Annotated in this window: 15 protein-coding genes; 4 read left to right on the top strand and 11 right to left on the bottom strand. The window is 57.8% G+C overall.

What is annotated here, in order from left to right; all coding sequences use genetic code 11:
* Positions 1-20 precede the first annotated feature (20 nt).
* A complete protein-coding gene (locus MID00_RS07280; protein WP_009460264.1) occupies positions 21-575 on the bottom strand; it encodes a hypothetical protein in 555 nt (184 codons plus the stop codon).
* 16 nt (positions 576-591) lie between these two features.
* Here MID00_RS07280 and rpoN point away from each other — a divergent pair, with 16 nt between their 5' ends.
* Positions 592-1,977: an RNA polymerase factor sigma-54 gene (gene rpoN / locus MID00_RS07275; RefSeq protein WP_009460262.1), complete on the top strand. Its 1,386-nt coding sequence runs from the start codon at positions 592-594 to the stop codon at positions 1,975-1,977.
* A gap of 147 nt (positions 1,978-2,124) precedes the next feature.
* Here the strand turns inward: rpoN and leuD are convergent, their stop codons facing one another.
* From leuD to MID00_RS07235, 8 genes are all read right to left on the bottom strand, one after another.
* Complete coding sequence (leuD, locus tag MID00_RS07270) at positions 2,125-2,763, bottom strand: 3-isopropylmalate dehydratase small subunit (protein WP_250756455.1); 639 nt, start codon at positions 2,761-2,763, stop codon at positions 2,125-2,127.
* Positions 2,760-4,172, bottom strand: coding sequence for a 3-isopropylmalate dehydratase large subunit (gene leuC, locus MID00_RS07265; protein WP_009460260.1), 1,413 nt, complete (start codon positions 4,170-4,172; stop codon positions 2,760-2,762). Before leuC ends, leuD begins: the two co-directional genes overlap by 4 nt.
* Positions 4,169-5,074, bottom strand: a complete 906-nt coding sequence (locus tag MID00_RS07260) for a hydroxymethylglutaryl-CoA lyase (RefSeq protein ID WP_254500094.1) — start codon at positions 5,072-5,074, stop codon at positions 4,169-4,171. Before MID00_RS07260 ends, leuC begins: the two co-directional genes overlap by 4 nt.
* On the bottom strand, positions 5,071-6,282 hold the full coding sequence (locus MID00_RS07255) for a CaiB/BaiF CoA-transferase family protein (RefSeq protein ID WP_254500093.1): 1,212 nt from the start codon (positions 6,280-6,282) through the stop codon (positions 5,071-5,073). The genes MID00_RS07260 and MID00_RS07255 overlap by 4 nt, the downstream gene beginning before the upstream one ends.
* Before the next feature lie 127 nt (positions 6,283-6,409).
* Positions 6,410-7,708 (bottom strand): TRAP transporter large permease, encoded by a 1,299-nt coding sequence (locus tag MID00_RS07250; protein ID WP_021447114.1) that lies wholly within the window; start codon positions 7,706-7,708, stop codon positions 6,410-6,412.
* A 1-nt stretch (position 7,709) separates the two neighbouring features.
* Positions 7,710-8,228 carry a TRAP transporter small permease gene (locus MID00_RS07245; RefSeq protein WP_250756457.1) on the bottom strand — a complete coding sequence of 173 codons (519 nt, stop codon included), beginning with the start codon at positions 8,226-8,228 and terminating at the stop codon, positions 7,710-7,712.
* Positions 8,229-8,286: 58 nt separating this feature from the next.
* Positions 8,287-9,288, bottom strand: a complete 1,002-nt coding sequence (locus MID00_RS07240; protein WP_009460256.1) for a TRAP transporter substrate-binding protein — start codon at positions 9,286-9,288, stop codon at positions 8,287-8,289.
* A 35-nt stretch (positions 9,289-9,323) separates the two neighbouring features.
* Entirely contained in the window at positions 9,324-9,944 is a 621-nt protein-coding gene (locus MID00_RS07235; RefSeq protein ID WP_009460255.1) for an isochorismatase family protein, read from the bottom strand.
* A gap of 173 nt (positions 9,945-10,117) precedes the next feature.
* Here MID00_RS07235 and MID00_RS07230 point away from each other — a divergent pair, with 173 nt between their 5' ends.
* The 3 genes from MID00_RS07230 to bfr all read left to right on the top strand — a co-directional run bounded on the left by MID00_RS07230 (position 10,118) and on the right by bfr (position 12,150).
* Positions 10,118-11,002, top strand: a complete 885-nt coding sequence (locus tag MID00_RS07230) for a LysR family transcriptional regulator (protein ID WP_009460254.1) — start codon at positions 10,118-10,120, stop codon at positions 11,000-11,002.
* A 113-nt stretch (positions 11,003-11,115) separates the two neighbouring features.
* On the top strand, positions 11,116-11,403 hold the full coding sequence (locus MID00_RS07225; protein WP_223253970.1) for a (2Fe-2S)-binding protein: 288 nt from the start codon (positions 11,116-11,118) through the stop codon (positions 11,401-11,403).
* Between the two features lie 270 nt (positions 11,404-11,673).
* Complete coding sequence (gene bfr, locus MID00_RS07220) at positions 11,674-12,150, top strand: bacterioferritin (protein WP_009460252.1); 477 nt, start codon at positions 11,674-11,676, stop codon at positions 12,148-12,150.
* Between the two features lie 135 nt (positions 12,151-12,285).
* Here bfr and MID00_RS07215 read toward each other — a convergent pair whose 3' ends face one another.
* Both MID00_RS07215 and MID00_RS07210 read right to left on the bottom strand, forming a co-directional pair.
* A complete protein-coding gene (locus tag MID00_RS07215) occupies positions 12,286-12,909 on the bottom strand; it encodes a hypothetical protein (RefSeq protein WP_250756458.1) in 624 nt (207 codons plus the stop codon).
* Between the two features lie 108 nt (positions 12,910-13,017).
* Positions 13,018-14,631 (bottom strand): peptide chain release factor 3, encoded by a 1,614-nt coding sequence (locus MID00_RS07210; protein ID WP_254500092.1) that lies wholly within the window; start codon positions 14,629-14,631, stop codon positions 13,018-13,020.
* Positions 14,632-14,665 lie beyond the last annotated feature (34 nt).

The raw sequence follows: 14,665 nt of genomic DNA, 5'->3' as shown, positions 1-14,665 counted from the left end.
AAAAAACAGGAAGGCAAGCTTTAGGCTTGTGGCTCGTGACGTTCGTAGTCGGCTTGCAGCAGGCGGCTTTGCTGCTCGGCCAGTTCGATTTTGCTAAAACGTCCGGAGCGCAACTCGCTATGGGCTCGTTGTAAATCGCCCACAGTCAACGGGCTGCGCTGGTCGGGCCAGCACCACAAAATCACTTCACGGGCCGGACGGCTGAGCGATCGGGCCAGTTGAGCCACCGTGGACTCGTCGATAATGCGTTGCTGGTTGCGTCGCATGACCCCTTGTACGAAGCCATACAAAAGATAGGCAATAATGAGGGTTATGACGCCCACTACCGTCCACCAGAAAAACGGGTTGTACTGCTTGATCAGCGCCAGGTTTTGAATGCTCAAGGCCTGCAGGCCGGAGTAATCCAGGCCACGCCCAAAGCTGATAAGACGGTTGAGCAGGTCCCACCAGATAATGGCGACCACGATAGTGACTACGGTGCAGATAATAGTGGCCGTGGCGCACAGCTTGAACAGTGTGCTGCGCAGAGCCTGACTATCGTTGGCGGTGGGTGTCTGGGCGTTGTCAGTTTTCATGGAAACGATTGTACCTATGCTTACGCGTCAGTCACTAGATTTACGCCAGCAGCAAACGCTGGTTTTGACGCCGCAATTGCAACAGTCTATTAAAGTGTTGCAGCTATCGGGGGCCGAGCTGGAGCAGGAGTTGGCTCAAGCTTTGCTGGATAACCCCTTGCTGGAACGTCTGGACGTGCAGACGGATGTCGCCGCCGAGCCATTGCCCGAAGCCGCTTCGGGCGAGGCGGAATCCTCGTGGGCGAGCCTTGAGTTTCCCAAACATCAGGGAGATTCGGACGACCCTGACTGGACTCCCGAATCGGCCATTGCCCAGGACCTGGCTGCTTATTTAAGCGAGCAGCTGGGACTGTTGCGTTTGAGCGACCGTGACCGCGCTTTGGCCCAGTTATTGATCGATGAGCTGGACGATAACGGCTACCTGCCCGTCTCGCTGGAAGAGGTGCTGGACTGCCTGCCCGACGAGCTGGATATTGATGAAAGTGACTTGCGCTGTGCGCTGGCCCAGGTGCAGTCTCTGGACCCGGCCGGTGTCGGTGCGCGGGATCTGGCCGAGTGCCTGGACTTGCAACTGATGCAACAGGCTCAGCAATTGGAACCTGCCTTGCTCGACTGCGCCCGCTATCTGGTGCGCGAGCATGTCGGAATTCTGGCCTCTCCCAGTCAGTTGCGTCAGCGCTGTGCCGGCCGCTATTCGGCCGAGCTGGTCGAGCGCGCCCATCATCTGGTCTTGAAGCTGGACCCCAAGCCGGGGCGGGCCTGGACGCAGGACGTCTCGGCTTATGTGGTACCCGATGTGCTGTTGATTCGCGGCAAGGACAATTGGCAGGCGGCCTTGAATCCCCTGGCTGTGCCACGCCTGCAATTGGTGAATCTGCACGATTACGAAATTGAAGCGCACCCTGCCTTGCTGGCAGAGCGCCAAAAAGCGACCGGCTTGCTGCGCAGCGTTAACAGCCGTTTCGTGACGATTTTGCGGGTGGCTCAAGCGATTGTGCAGATGCAGCAGGACTTCTTCACGCAAGGTGTGTCGGCGCTCAAACCCATGCAATTGGCCGATCTGGCAGCCGAGCTGGATTTGCACGAGTCCACGATTTCTCGTGCAACGCGGCAAAAGTACATGCAAACACCGCATGGGGTGATGGAGCTTAAACAGTTCTTTACCGTGGCCTTGGCCAGTGCTGATGGCAAGGCTGATCTGTCGGCGGCTTCGGTACGGGCACAGATCGCACAGATGATTCGTGACGAGTCGCCAGCCAAGCCTTTGTCGGATCAGCAGATTACCGATCTCTTGCAGGCTCAGGGCCTGACTTTGGCGCGCCGTACGGTGGCGAAGTACCGGGAAGCGGAAGGTTTGGCACCGGCTTCACAACGCAAGATGCGGGCGGCGGCTGGGGTCTAGGAAAACGGGCCACAGCAGGTCAAAGGTTCCTGGCGAGCCTGGCCGAGCAACTCGCAGCCTTGGACGTCAAAACAATAAACAAACAGGGCCTGCGCGCACATATGAACAGGCCCTGCAAAAGCCCTCCTTTGCAGCCATCTGCTCCGTTCAATTAAATAGCCAAGGCTCCTGCTTCTTGCGCTGCTGTTCGTAAGCCCGAATAGTTTCCATCTTTTGCTCCGTCACGCTGACGTCATCCAGCGCTAGCAGCAAACGGCGTCGGCGTTCCGGTTCTATCTGGAAGTGAATGCGCTGATCGGGGCCGATCAACATGCCCGCCTCCAGATCGACCATCCATTCAGCCCAGGGATGATTGGTGGCGGTGACAAACAGGGCATCTACCTGGTCGGTGTTGAGTTGTAATGGCAACAGACCGTTTTTAAAGCAGTTATTGCGAAAGATGTCTGCAAATGAAGTGGCGATCAGCACCGAAATACCCAAATCCTTCAGTGCCCAAACTGCGTGTTCGCGGCTGGACCCGCAGCCGAAGTTCTCGCGTCCGAGCAGAATCCGGGCTCCCTGGGCGTGCGGCTGATGCAGGCAGAAACTGTTGATGGGTTCACGCTCGTCCAGTGGTTTGCCGGGGTAGCCAATGTCCGCGTACCGCCAGTTGTCGAAGGCATATTGTCCAAAGCCAGTGCGCGACAAGGATGTCATGTACTGCTTGGGCAAGATAGCGTCGGTGTCTACATTGGCACGGTCCAGCGCAATCAGGCGCGAGCGCACGGAAGTAAAAGGTGTGTTCATGCGGCGTCCCAGTTACGGATATCGACAAGATGGCCCGCAATTGCAGCGGCAGCAGCCATGGCGGGGCTCATCAGGTGTGTACGTCCCAAGGCGCCCTGCCGGCCTTCGAAATTGCGGTTGGAAGTGGAGGCGCAGCGCTCGCCCGGGTTCAGGCGGTCTTCGTTCATGCCCAGGCACATGGAGCAGCCCGGCTCGCGCCATTCAAAGCCGGCTTGCGTGAATATCTGGTCCAGGCCTTCCTGCTCGGCCTGACGGCGTACCAGACCCGAGCCGGGTACGACCAAAGCTTGCAGCACTGTGCTGGCTACGCGTTTGCCTTTGACCATGGCAGCGGCGCTGCGCAGGTCCTCAATACGCGCATTGGTACAGGAACCGATGAACACCCGGTCTATGGTGATGCCTGCCAACGGCTGCCCGGCCTGCAAAGCCATATAGTTCAAGGCGCGTTGGGCATCAGCTTGTTTGCCCGTGGCAGCGGCTAATGGATCAGGTACAAGCTGGTCGATGGCCGCCGCCATATCGGGCGATGTGCCCCAAGTGACTGTGGGGGCAACCTGCGTGGCGTCGATCAGCAAATGCTGATCGTATTGGCAGCCTTCATCGCTGATCAGCGTGCGCCAGTACTGCTCTGCCTTGTCCCATGCCTCTCCTTTTGGTGCCAAGGGGCGGCCGCGCACATAGTCCAGGGTCTTGTCGTCCACAGCGACCAGACCAATACGGGCCCCCGCTTCGATCGCCATATTGCACAAGGTCATGCGCCCTTCCATGGACAAGGCACGGATGGCGGGGCCGGTAAATTCGATGGCACAGTCCCGTCCTCCATCCGCACCCATGCGGGCAATGATGTGCAGGACCAGATCCTTGGCGGTGCTGGTGGCAGGCAATTCACCTTGCACATCGACCTGCAGGCTGCGCATGCGTTTTGCGGCCAAGCATTGCGTGGCCAGAACATGCTCCACTTCGGAGGTGCCAATGCCAAAGGCCAAGGCCGCAAACGCACCATGCGTGCTGGTATGGGAATCTCCTGCCACGATGCTGGAGCCGGGCAAGGTCATGCCCTGCTCGGGTCCGATCACGTGGATGATGCCCTGGCGCTCGTCATCCAGGCCAAAGTAGCGCAGGCCAAACTCCCGGCTATTGATCTCCATCTGGTCGATCTGTGCCTGCGCCAACGGGTCTTCCAGACGCTGATTGCGGCGGTGCGTGGGCACGTTGTGGTCCACCGTGGTCAGCGCAGTTTCCGGGCGACGCACTTGGCGTCCGGCCAAGCGCAAACTCTCGAAGGCTTGCGGACTGGTGACTTCGTACAACAACTGGCGGTCTATGTAGATCAGATCATGCTCATCGTCTACCGTCGCAACGCGATGTGCATCCCAGAGCTTTTGAAAAAGGGTGCGGGCCGTGCTCATGGTTGGCACACCTTCAAGGCGTAGGCTGGTCCTGCTTTGTGCAGGCGACTTTGAACGGGCTCTTGCGTCAGGGCTGCGATTTCTTCGGCCAAGGGCTGGAGCGCTTCCAGACTCAAGCCTGTTTCCACACCGCTGATTTGGAACATATGGGCCAGATCTTCCAGGCTGGCATTGCCGCTGGCACCGGGGGCGTAAGGGCAACCGCCCAAACCGGCCAAGGCTGCGTCAAACCGACGCCCTCCTTCGCGATACGCGGCCCAGGCATTGGCCAGGGCCAGCCCGCGGGTGTCATGGAAATGGGCGGTGACGCCTTGTTCACCATACAAGCTCAAGGCAGCCTGGGTCAGACGTTCCACATCGGCGGGCGAGCCCATGCCGGTGGTATCGCACAGGCTGACGGAGCTGGCTCCCATGCGTTGCACTTGTTGCATCAGTGCAATCACGTGCGCGGGGGCGACGGCGCCGGAAAAGGGGCAGCCAAAAGCGGTGGACAGGGACACGTTGACTGGCGTTTTGCCCGCCGCTTCCAGCACTTGCTCCAGCTGGGCCAGTGATTGCGCAATGTTCATGCGCAGATTGGCCAGGTTATGCGCTTCAGAGGCCGAAAATACAAAGTTCAGCTCGTCCATATTGGCCGCTAAAGCACGCTGTGCACCGCGCAGATTGGGAACCAGGGCGGTGTAGCAGACTTGGGGCGCGCGCGCGGTCAGGCTAGCCAGCTCGTCGGCATCCGCCAGGGATGGGATGGCTTTGGGCGAGGTAAAGGACGTCAGCTCTATCTTGCGCACGCCGCATCGAGGCAGTGCTTGCGCGATACGCAGCTTGTCCGGCGTAGGCACCCAGCGTGGCACAATTTGCAGGCCGTCACGCAAGGTGACATCAGTTAATAAAACGGTACTCATTCCACGATTCCTTGTTCACGCAGAGCTTGGCGGCGCTCCGGGCTCATGCCCAGTTCTTGCAGGATGCTGTCTGTGTGTTCACCCAACTCCGGCCCCAACCATTGGGTGGCACCGGGACTGCGGCTTAGCTTGGGGACGATGCCGGGTATGGTCAGTTCCTGGCCGTCCTCCAAGGTGTGTTTCTCCAGCATGCCGCGGGCCTGGTAATGCGGGTCATCAAGAATGTCGGCGGCGGTGTAGATGCTGCCGCTGGGGACTTCAGCCTGATCCAGCACGCTCAACACCTCTTCCAGGCTGCGGGCCCCTGTCCAGTCGCCAATCGTCTGGTCCAGCATGGCGCTGTGTTCCACCCGTCCGGCGTTGTCGGACAGGTGCGGATCGCTGGCCAGATCAGGACGGTTCATGGCCTGCATCAGACGGATGAAAATGGCGTCACTATTGGCGGCAATCACTACCCATTTGCCGTCGCCGGTGGGATAGGTGTTGGAGGGGGCGATGCCGGGCAGGCTGGCCCCGGTACGTTCGCGCTGATGACCGTTCAGTTGATAGTCTGGAATCAGGCTTTCCATGATGGCAAAGACAGATTCATACAAGGCCACATCAATCATCTGCCCCTGCCCGCCTTCCTGACGTAGATGGTGCATGGCCAGCAGCGCGCCAATCGTGCCGTACAGCGAAGCCAGCGTATCGCCCAGGCTGACACCGGCTCGTACAGGGGGCCTATCCGGATAGCCGGTGCCATAACGCAGGCCACCCATACATTCCGCGATGGCGGCAAAGCCGGGGCGACGGTGATAGGGGCCGTCCTGTCCATAACCGGAGACGCGCACCATGATCAGGCGTGGGTTCAGTGCGTGCAGCGTTTCCCAGCCCAGGCCCCAGCGTTCCAGCACGCCGGGGCGGAAATTTTCAATGACGATGTCGCTTTGCAAGGCCAGTTCACGGGCAATTTCCTGGCCCTCGGGCTGGCGCAGATCCAGCGCAATGGAGCGCTTGTTGCGACTTTGTACGCGCCACCACAGGGAGGTGTCCTTGTGCAACTGCCGCCAGCGGCGCAGCGGGTCGCCCTTGCCGGGCGGTTCGATCTTGATGACATCGGCCCCGAATTGGGCCAGCAGGCTGCCGGCATAGGGGCCGGCAATCAAGGAACCCAGCTCCAGGACTTTGATGCCTTTGAGCGGGGGTTCGGTAAAGCTGTTCTTATCCATTTCTGTTTCCTCCAGTTATTGATTCTGGGATAGAAAAAGAAAGTAGAAAAGCAATCAAATATTATGCTGCCATCGTAAAAAACGTGGATGGAAAATAAAAAAACCCGCATGAAGCGGGTTTTATTTTTTAAAGCGTTCTGGGTAACCAAAGAATGATTTCGGGGAAGATTGTCAAAATCACAATCGCCAAAATTTCCAGTGCCACAAAGGGCAGAGCCCCGCGTGTAATCTGCTGTAGCGATATTTGTGGGGCAATGCCCTTGATCACATACAGGTTCAAACCCACCGGCGGCGTAATGACGGCCATTTCGCAGGCAATAATCATCACAATGCCAAACCATAATGGATCGTAGCCCAGCGCCACAATAACAGGCAGTAAAACAGGTGTGGTGATCAGGATAAGAGAAACAATATCCAGGAACATGCCGATCACAATAAGAAATAGTAGAACGAATATCAGAATGACCCACGCCGGTTGAGACGAAGCCGTAATCAGCGTGACCAGCTTTTGCGGAATCATCAGACGCGTCATGATGTAGCCAAACAGCAGCGCGGCGGCCAGAATCAGCAAAATCATGCCACTGGTGACGGCGGTGGAGCGCAGAATCTGCAAGGCCGTGCGCCAGTTCATTTCCTTGTAGGCAATGGCAATGATGAATGCCCCTGCAGCACCAATGCCGGCCGCTTCTGTCGGAGTAGCAATACCCAGATAGATCGTGCCCAGCACCAGCAGAATCAGCAAGGAAGCGGCCCAGATGTCTTTCAGGGCGGCCAGTTTCTGTGCCCAGGTAACGACTTCCGAATTGCGCGGTGCGGACTTTGGTTTGAATATCGCAACCAGAGCGACATAGATCACCATCATGACGGTGACCATCAAGGCGGGTAGCAAGGCACCAATGAACAGCTTGCCGATGGATTGGTCAGCCATTTCGCCATACAGCACAAAGCCAATGCTGGGTGGAATCAGCAAAGCCAGGGCACCGGCCGCAGCAATCGTGCCGCCAGACAGGCTGGGCGAGTAACCACGCTTGAGCATTTCTGGAATGGCAAAGCGACCAATCGTGGCGGCACCCGCCACGCTGACCCCGCTCATGGCACCGAAAACGGCCGAGCTGCCCACACTGGCTACAGCCAAACCACCGGGCAGGCGGTTCAGCCACAGATAGAACAGCTGATACAACTTGCCGCCGATACTGGTGCGGGCGATGACCTCACCCATCAGAATGAACAGCGGAATGGCGATCAGGGAATAGCTGGCCATGCCGCGGTGCAAGGTGGCGGGAATGACGTCCAGGCCGCCCAGGCCGGATTTCATCAGAATGCCGGAAACACTGGCGACACCCAGTGCGGCAAAAATGGGGGTGCCGATAACCATCAGGATGGCAAAGCAGGCCATCATCAGGCTGAAAATGAGCATGGAATCCATGTCAGAACTCCTTGATGCTGTCGTTGGATTCCACACTGTTCGGGATGAACAGCTGGCGCAGAGCAGCCAGGCCCAGCAAGGTGCCACCCAATGGGATCATGCCGTAGGCAATCCACAGGGGGAAACGCAGCATGGAGGCCGAGCGGTAGTTACGGGCAATCGCGGTTTCCACCACGGAAATACCGGCCCACAGCAGCACCAGGCAGAAGAACAAGATGCACAGCTGCGAAATGCAGGTGGCCAGGCGCTGGCCGCGTGGCGAGAAGCGCATGTGGAAGGCTTCCACGCTGACGTGGCGGTTTTCCAGGTGAACCCAGCCGATGGACAGCCAGGAGCAGACCAGCAGCAAGTACACGCACACTTCGGTGATGTAGATGCTGGGGCTATTAAAGACGTAGCGTGCAATGACGCCGTAGGTGCAGGCAATCATCAGAGCGGCCAGTGCAACTTCGGCCACCAGAATGGCGAGCCGGTTGCTACCGCGCGCAAATGCGCCCAGAAAATGAATAAGTGGATTCATGGTGTCTCCACACGAGGGATGCGCGCCGGCTGGTGGTCCGGCGCGCAGTCACGCGTGATCAGGGCTGGCGGGTTTTTTCGATCAGTTCCAGATAAGCGGGACCGTTTTCAACCTGCTTGCTCCATTCATCAATGGCGGCTTGGGTTTGCTGACGCATTTCGGCCAGTTGAGCGGGCTCAACACGATTGATGGTCACACCGGCTTGCTCGTAGCGTTGCAGGGCCTGGCCTACAAAGGCGTTCACGCGCTCAAACTGTTCTTCGTCGCGCTGGTGGGCGGCCTTGCTGATGATTTCTTGCAGATCAGGTGGCAGGGATTCCCACTTTTTGCGGTTGATGGTCAGCACGGACACATCGATACCGAAGTTGGCGATGGACAGGTACTTGGCCACTTCATACAGGTTGCGGCCAATGCCGGTTAGCAAGGGACGTGGGGTGGCGTCGATCACGCCACGGTCAAAGGCCAGGTACAGCTCGGAAGACGGCATGCCGGTAGGTGAGCCCCCCAGCAGTTGCAGGGCGCGTGCGTCCATGGAGCTGGTCGATGCCCAGACTTTGCCCTTGATGTCCGCGGCCGAGTTGATCGGTGCCTTGCGGCTGTAAAACTCGTACGGGTCCCAAGGGGCCAGGCCCAGCACCACGGCATCGTGGGTGTCACGCAGTTCCTGCTCGGCACCCAGCTTGAACAGACCTTGATCCAGGGCACGCTTCAGGTGGGCCGTGCTGTCAAACAGGAATGGCAGGGTAAAGATGTTCAGCGCTGGCACGGTGCCGCTGGGGTACGTGCTGGTCATGTTGACGATATCCACGTCACCGCGCGACAAGGCTGGCAGCTCCTCGTAGCCATCGAACAGCTGACCGGAGTGGAACACGTTGATCTTGATGCGACCCTGGCTTTCTTTTTCCACGGTCTGAACGAAGTTCTCGATGGGTTTCCAGGCGTATTCGTAGGCCGGGGGCAAATAGGTTGAGAAAGTCAGCTCAACTTCTTGGGCTTGGGCGGGCGAGATGCCCAGCGCCAGGGTGCAGGCGGCCATCGCCGCTGTCAGGGCTTTTTTCATGAGAGTCTCCTGTGGTTTCTTTTTTTGTTGCGCGTTTAAAGCGTGTGTAGATGAGCGATCAAGTCTGCCGAGGGCAGGACTTCGGCGTACTTGCTGGCCATATCGATCAGATTGCTGCGATGTTGGGCTGCCGAGCGGTCAGCCACCGCATCTTCAGCCACGAACGGGGCAAATCCCGACTGCAAGCTGTCCACCACGCTGGCACGCACGCAACCGCTGGTGGTGGCACCGGCCACAATCAGCATGTCGCAGCCCTGATGGGCCAGCAAGGCGGGCAGCGGCGTGCCGTAAAAGGCGGAAGCCTGGGTCTTGTACAGGATGATGTCTTGTTCGGGGTCGTAGTCCAGCCGTGGGTCCAGCTCACAGGCAGTCGAACCACGCAGCAGGCAGCGCAAGGACGAGGCCTTGGTCAGCCACAGATTGGCGTCGGCCAGATGGGCTTCGTAGCCGATGATGGTGAAAATAACGCGACCCTTGCCACGCATGGCGCGAATCAGGGTGTTGGTTTGTTCGATCTGGCTGTCGCAGTTCGAGGCCAGTGGCGTCAAGCCAGGCTCGGTAAAGCCGCGTTGAAAATCGATAACGACCAAAGCCGGCTGTTGCCCCATGGGCAGGGTGCCGTCAAAGCCCCCTTTCAGATTGTCGCTGTCGCGCATCTTGTTTCTCCCCTCACTCTCTATTCCTGACTTAAATAATCAGGTTCCGTATTATGTGCGTAGTCTGTCATCGCTAATGACGTGAGTACAGCGTCAAATTGCGATGGTGCTATCGCAATTGATGATGGCAGAGTGCTTGTCGACCCGCCCTTCCTAGGATGGAATACTGGCTTATGAACATCGATCCCAAATCTTTACGGCTGTTTTTATTGGTGCTGGAACGCGGCACCATCTCGGGGGCGGCCGAGCAGTTTCATATTGCGCCTGCCGCGGTCAGCAAGCGCCTGAGCGATCTGGAGCAGCAACTGGGCGCAGCCCTGATTGAGCGCAGCAACAAGGGTGTGTATCCGACGGCAGCGGGCAAATCATTGGCGGCCATGTCCCAGCGCCTGCTGGACGATATGGATGCCATGGGCGCGCTGATGCGCGACTTTGCCGGCGGGGCCACTGGGCATGTGCGGATTGCGGCCAACCTGTCGTCCATCACGCAGTTTTTGCCGCAGGCTTTGAGCTCTTTTATGGCGCGTCACCCCAAAGTGCGGGTGTCCTTGGAGGAACGTATCAGTGCTGGAGTCGCCCAGGCGGTGGCCGATAATAATGCTGATCTGGGAGTACTGATTCGAGGCGTAGGCAGTGCCGAGGTGGAGTACTACGACTATCGCCAGGACGAGCTGGTGTTGCTGGTGCCTGCTACCCATCCTTTGGCAGGACGGGGGGAGTTGGCCTTTGCCGACACGCTGGATTTCGACTATGTGGGGATGCACACTGGCAGTCACCCCAATTTGCTGCTGTTACGTGCCGCCAGCGAACTGGAGCGCACCTGGCGTTGCCGCGTGCAGGTGACCAGTTACGATGCCCAGTGCCGCATGATTGAGGCGGGGCTTGGAATTGGCATGTTGCCGCGTTCTGTGGCCGAGTCCTATGTACAAAGCCTGGGCCTGGCCTTGTGCGTGATCAAGGAGCCCTGGACCTCACGTCGCGTGGCCTTGTGCGTGCGTAGCCGCTATAGCTTGTCGCCCGCCGCGCGCTTGTTGATGGACCATCTATTGCAGAATTGATGCGACTGTCGTTTTCAGGCCAAGACCGCAAGGGCAGGCTGCAAGCCATTCCCAGGGCTATATCGAGGAAAGACAGTTCTTAATGAGAATGACTCTTGATATTTTCAGGTTTCTTGATAATAATAGTTCTCATGTTTATCTGCATATGTAACGCGATCACCGAGCGTCAAGTACAAGAAGCAGTACGTGGCGGCGCTTCCAGCCTGGCAGACCTGCAAGGTCAGCTTGGCGTGGCGTCTTGCTGTGGCTGTTGCGCGGAGACGGCTCAGGACTATTTGCCCGGCGGACGCTATGCCAATCAGACCATGATTGCCAGTCTTGAAACCGCCCGGGTGGATTACGCTGCCAACGACAGCCTGATCCCTGCCCCTGAGTTCGGCCGTCTTGTTTGTCGCGCCTAAGCGCGTGTTTTTGATCAGGATTTTCCATTCCCGCTATTGTTAGTGGGAATGATTGTTATTGGTCCTGTTACTAACCCAAAAGTGCAACGCTTTCTGGGTGTTTAGCTGTTTTTTAAGCCATGGCACATGCGTGCATGGTAGCCTGTCACATTCATCCCCCATTGTGTTTTTGCCTGCATCGCGCCTGAGTGCGATCTGTGGCGTGAGCAGCATTTGTGGGGGCTCGGCGGCTCCTTGGGGGGAGCGCCGTCAGATTTACAGGAGAACAGCATGTTTGGCGATAAAGTGGTAATTCAGCATCTGAACAAGCAGCTAAAGAACGAACTAACAGCAATCAATCAATACTTCTTGCACGCTCGCATGTTGAACCATTGGGGCTTTAACAAGCTGGGCAAACACGAGTATGACGAGTCCATCGGCGAGATGAAGCACGCCGATATGCTGATCGAACGTATCTTCATGCTGGACGGCCTGCCCAACCTGCAGGACATGCACAAGATCATGATCGGTGAGAACGTGCCTGAACTGTTGGGCTGTGACCTGAAGCTGGAACAGGCTGCCCGTCAGACCGTGGTAGAGGCTATCGAGTACTGTGAGTCCACCCGCGACTACGTGTCGCGTGATTTGTTCTTGAAGATTCTGGACGACACCGAAGAGCACATCGATTGGCTGGGTACACAGCTGGAGCTGATCGAAAAAGTGGGCCTGCAAAACTACCTGCAATCGCAGATGGGCGACCACGAATAAGTCTTTGTTTGGTCAGACCAAAAAAAGCACCCGTTACTAACGGGTGCTTTTTTATTGTCCTTGGCAGCTTCCTGCTCTGGAAACGAAGCCTTCAATTGCAAAGGCAGCGTAGCCTGGGAAGCGACTACAGACAGCTTAGAAGGACTTGCTTGGGCAGCCAGGCACCTTGCCCCAGGCATTGTTCGGACCGCAGTACTTGTTGCGGGCATCCCAGGAACAACTTGGGCGATCGAAAAAGCCTTTTTGGCTACAGGCATTCAACTCTTGCTGCAGCTGTGCCTGCCAGGCACCGTTATTGTTGCCGGCCACTTGAATATCTTGTGGTGGCGGTGGTGGGGGCGTGCCTATATCTACCGGCTGGATAGGCTCGGAGCCACCCAGGTTTACACGAGCAATCCCTTGCAACTCCCGGTTCTGCTCGGTCATGGCAATTTGAATGGCCTGCTCCAGCGAAATGGACGTGGTGGCCAAGGCAATAGGTGGCTTTTCTTCCGTCAGCGTAGACGTGTCAATTTCCCAAGCGATCGGTGTGGGTGCTTGCGGCACTCCCAGGCGGCCATTGGGTAAAGGCTGCGGCGGTTGCGCGGTAAAGGGTTTGCCATCGGCATCAAGCGTAGGCAAGTCTGACGGGTCGGGGGTGCTGACCGCCATGGACTTTTCAGGGCCGTGCGCGATTAGCCAGTTCCCCAGTTCCAGGCCGCCCCACACTGAAGCACCTGCGGCCAGCAGCAAGACAGCAATGATAAAACGCCAGGGCATAAGCGATGTCTCGGTTGAATCAGGGGCAATCCGGTCGGCCGGATGCGCGTAATTAAAAGAAAAGAGCCGTCATTGTAGCGAAATGTCGGCCCTGCTCTTGTGACAGAATTAGACGGCATCCCCGAAAACGTGTCCACCATGTTCACGTAATGCGTGGAATTCAATGCCCGGATTCAGCTCCTGAGCCACGCGCAACTGCGCAGGCGAGCTTGCTAAAAAGGCAGTGGCCTCGACCACGTCATAAGCAATATTGCCCGCGTTGGTCTCGATAAACTTCTTCATGTCCTTGGGGTCTTTGGCTGTTACCCAGCGAGCCATATTGAAGCGGCTGGACGACAGGCGCGCTTCCACACCGTACTCCGTTTTCAGGCGGTGGGCCACCACTTCAAACTGCAGTTGGCCAACCGCGCCCAGCAGCATCATGCCGCCTGCCATATGGGGACGGAACACCTGAATGGCGCCCTCTTCACCCAGCTGGGTCAGGCCGGTACGCAATTGCTTGGTGCGCAATGGGTCTTTGACCTCAATGGACTGGAACAGTTCGGGGGCGAAGAAAGGCAGCCCGGTAAATTGCAGGTTTTCGCCTTCGGTCAGCACGTCGCCCAATTGCAGGATGCCGTGGTTGGGCACACCGATAATGTCGCCAGCAAAGGCATCGTCCAGAAGTTCACGGCGTTGCGACAGGAAGGACACCACGTTATTGGGGCGGATTTCCTTGCCGGTACGCGACACTTTCAGTTTCATCCCGCGCTTGAAATGGCCGGAGCTGACGCGCACAAAGGCCACACGGTCGCGGTGGGCGGGGTCCATATTGGCTTGCACCTTGAACACCACACCACTGAACTTGGGCTCATCGGGCTGTACTTCGCGCTGCAAGGCGGCGCGTGGGCCAGGAGCAGGCGCCAGGTCAACCAGTGCGTCCAGCACTTCCTGCACACCGAAGTTATTGATGGCCGAACCAAAGAACACAGGAGTTTGCTTGCCTTGCAAGAACAGGTCCAGGTCGAATTCGGGCGCTGCAGCATTGAGCAGCTCGATTTCTTCCTGAGCCTTTGCAAAGGGCTCGCCAAAGCGTTCGGCAATCACAGGGTTGTCCAGGCCGGGGATGATTTCATCCTCGCCATGACGTTCCTGACCGGGCTTGAACACACGCATATGATTGGCGCGCAGATTGAACACACCGCCAAAGCGACGTGCCATCCCGATAGGCCAGGAAAACGGCACTACTTCCATGCCCAGGTGCGATTCGATTTCCGACAGCACATCCAGCGGCTCTTGAACTTCGCGGTCCAGCTTGTTCACGAAAGTGATGATGGGCGTATTGCGGGCCCGGCACACTTGCAAGAGGCGAATGGTTTGCGGTTCCACACCGTTGGCCGCGTCAATCACCATCAAGGCGGCGTCCACGGCGGTCAGCACACGGTAGGTGTCTTCGGAGAAGTCCTGGTGACCGGGGGTGTCCAGCAAGTTGATCACGCAGTCGCGGTATTCCATCTGCATGACCGAGGAGGCCACCGAAATACCACGTTGCTTTTCAATTTCCATCCAGTCCGAGGAGGCGTGACGGCTGGCTTTACGGGCCTTGACGCTACCTGCAATCTGAATCGCACCCGCGAACAACAGCAGTTTTTCTGTCAGTGTGGTCTTACCCGCGTCAGGGTGAGAAATAATGGCAAAGGTGCGGCGTTTCTTGACTTCAGAGCGTATGTCACCGGACGACATTGAAAATCCTTGTGGCAGCGCCAGTCTGGCGCGT

The sequence above is a fragment of the Alcaligenes sp. NLF5-7 genome (genome assembly GCF_024266725.1).
Taxonomy (GTDB): domain Bacteria; phylum Pseudomonadota; class Gammaproteobacteria; order Burkholderiales; family Burkholderiaceae_B; genus Alcaligenes; species Alcaligenes phenolicus.
This window is presented reverse-complemented; position numbering and strand designations above follow the sequence as displayed.

Excerpts from the sequence above, each read along its gene's own strand:
- rpoN (WP_009460262.1), top strand. The coding sequence starts at position 592 with ATGCTTACGCGTCAGTCACTAGATTTACGCCAGCAGCAAACGCTGGTT.
- MID00_RS07215 (WP_250756458.1), bottom strand. The coding sequence starts at position 12,909 with ATGCCCTGGCGTTTTATCATTGCTGTCTTGCTGCTGGCCGCAGGTGCT.
- MID00_RS07235 (WP_009460255.1), bottom strand. The coding sequence starts at position 9,944 with ATGCGCGACAGCGACAATCTGAAAGGGGGCTTTGACGGCACCCTGCCC.
- MID00_RS07280 (WP_009460264.1), bottom strand. The coding sequence starts at position 575 with ATGAAAACTGACAACGCCCAGACACCCACCGCCAACGATAGTCAGGCT.
- MID00_RS07230 (WP_009460254.1), top strand. The coding sequence starts at position 10,118 with ATGAACATCGATCCCAAATCTTTACGGCTGTTTTTATTGGTGCTGGAA.
- MID00_RS07240 (WP_009460256.1), bottom strand. The coding sequence starts at position 9,288 with ATGAAAAAAGCCCTGACAGCGGCGATGGCCGCCTGCACCCTGGCGCTG.
- MID00_RS07210 (WP_254500092.1), bottom strand. The coding sequence starts at position 14,631 with ATGTCGTCCGGTGACATACGCTCTGAAGTCAAGAAACGCCGCACCTTT.
- leuD (WP_250756455.1), bottom strand. The coding sequence starts at position 2,763 with ATGAACACACCTTTTACTTCCGTGCGCTCGCGCCTGATTGCGCTGGAC.
- MID00_RS07255 (WP_254500093.1), bottom strand. The coding sequence starts at position 6,282 with ATGGATAAGAACAGCTTTACCGAACCCCCGCTCAAAGGCATCAAAGTC.
- MID00_RS07245 (WP_250756457.1), bottom strand. The coding sequence starts at position 8,228 with ATGAATCCACTTATTCATTTTCTGGGCGCATTTGCGCGCGGTAGCAAC.
- leuC (WP_009460260.1), bottom strand. The coding sequence starts at position 4,172 with ATGAGCACGGCCCGCACCCTTTTTCAAAAGCTCTGGGATGCACATCGC.
- MID00_RS07250 (WP_021447114.1), bottom strand. The coding sequence starts at position 7,708 with ATGGATTCCATGCTCATTTTCAGCCTGATGATGGCCTGCTTTGCCATC.
- MID00_RS07260 (WP_254500094.1), bottom strand. The coding sequence starts at position 5,074 with ATGAGTACCGTTTTATTAACTGATGTCACCTTGCGTGACGGCCTGCAA.
- bfr (WP_009460252.1), top strand. The coding sequence starts at position 11,674 with ATGTTTGGCGATAAAGTGGTAATTCAGCATCTGAACAAGCAGCTAAAG.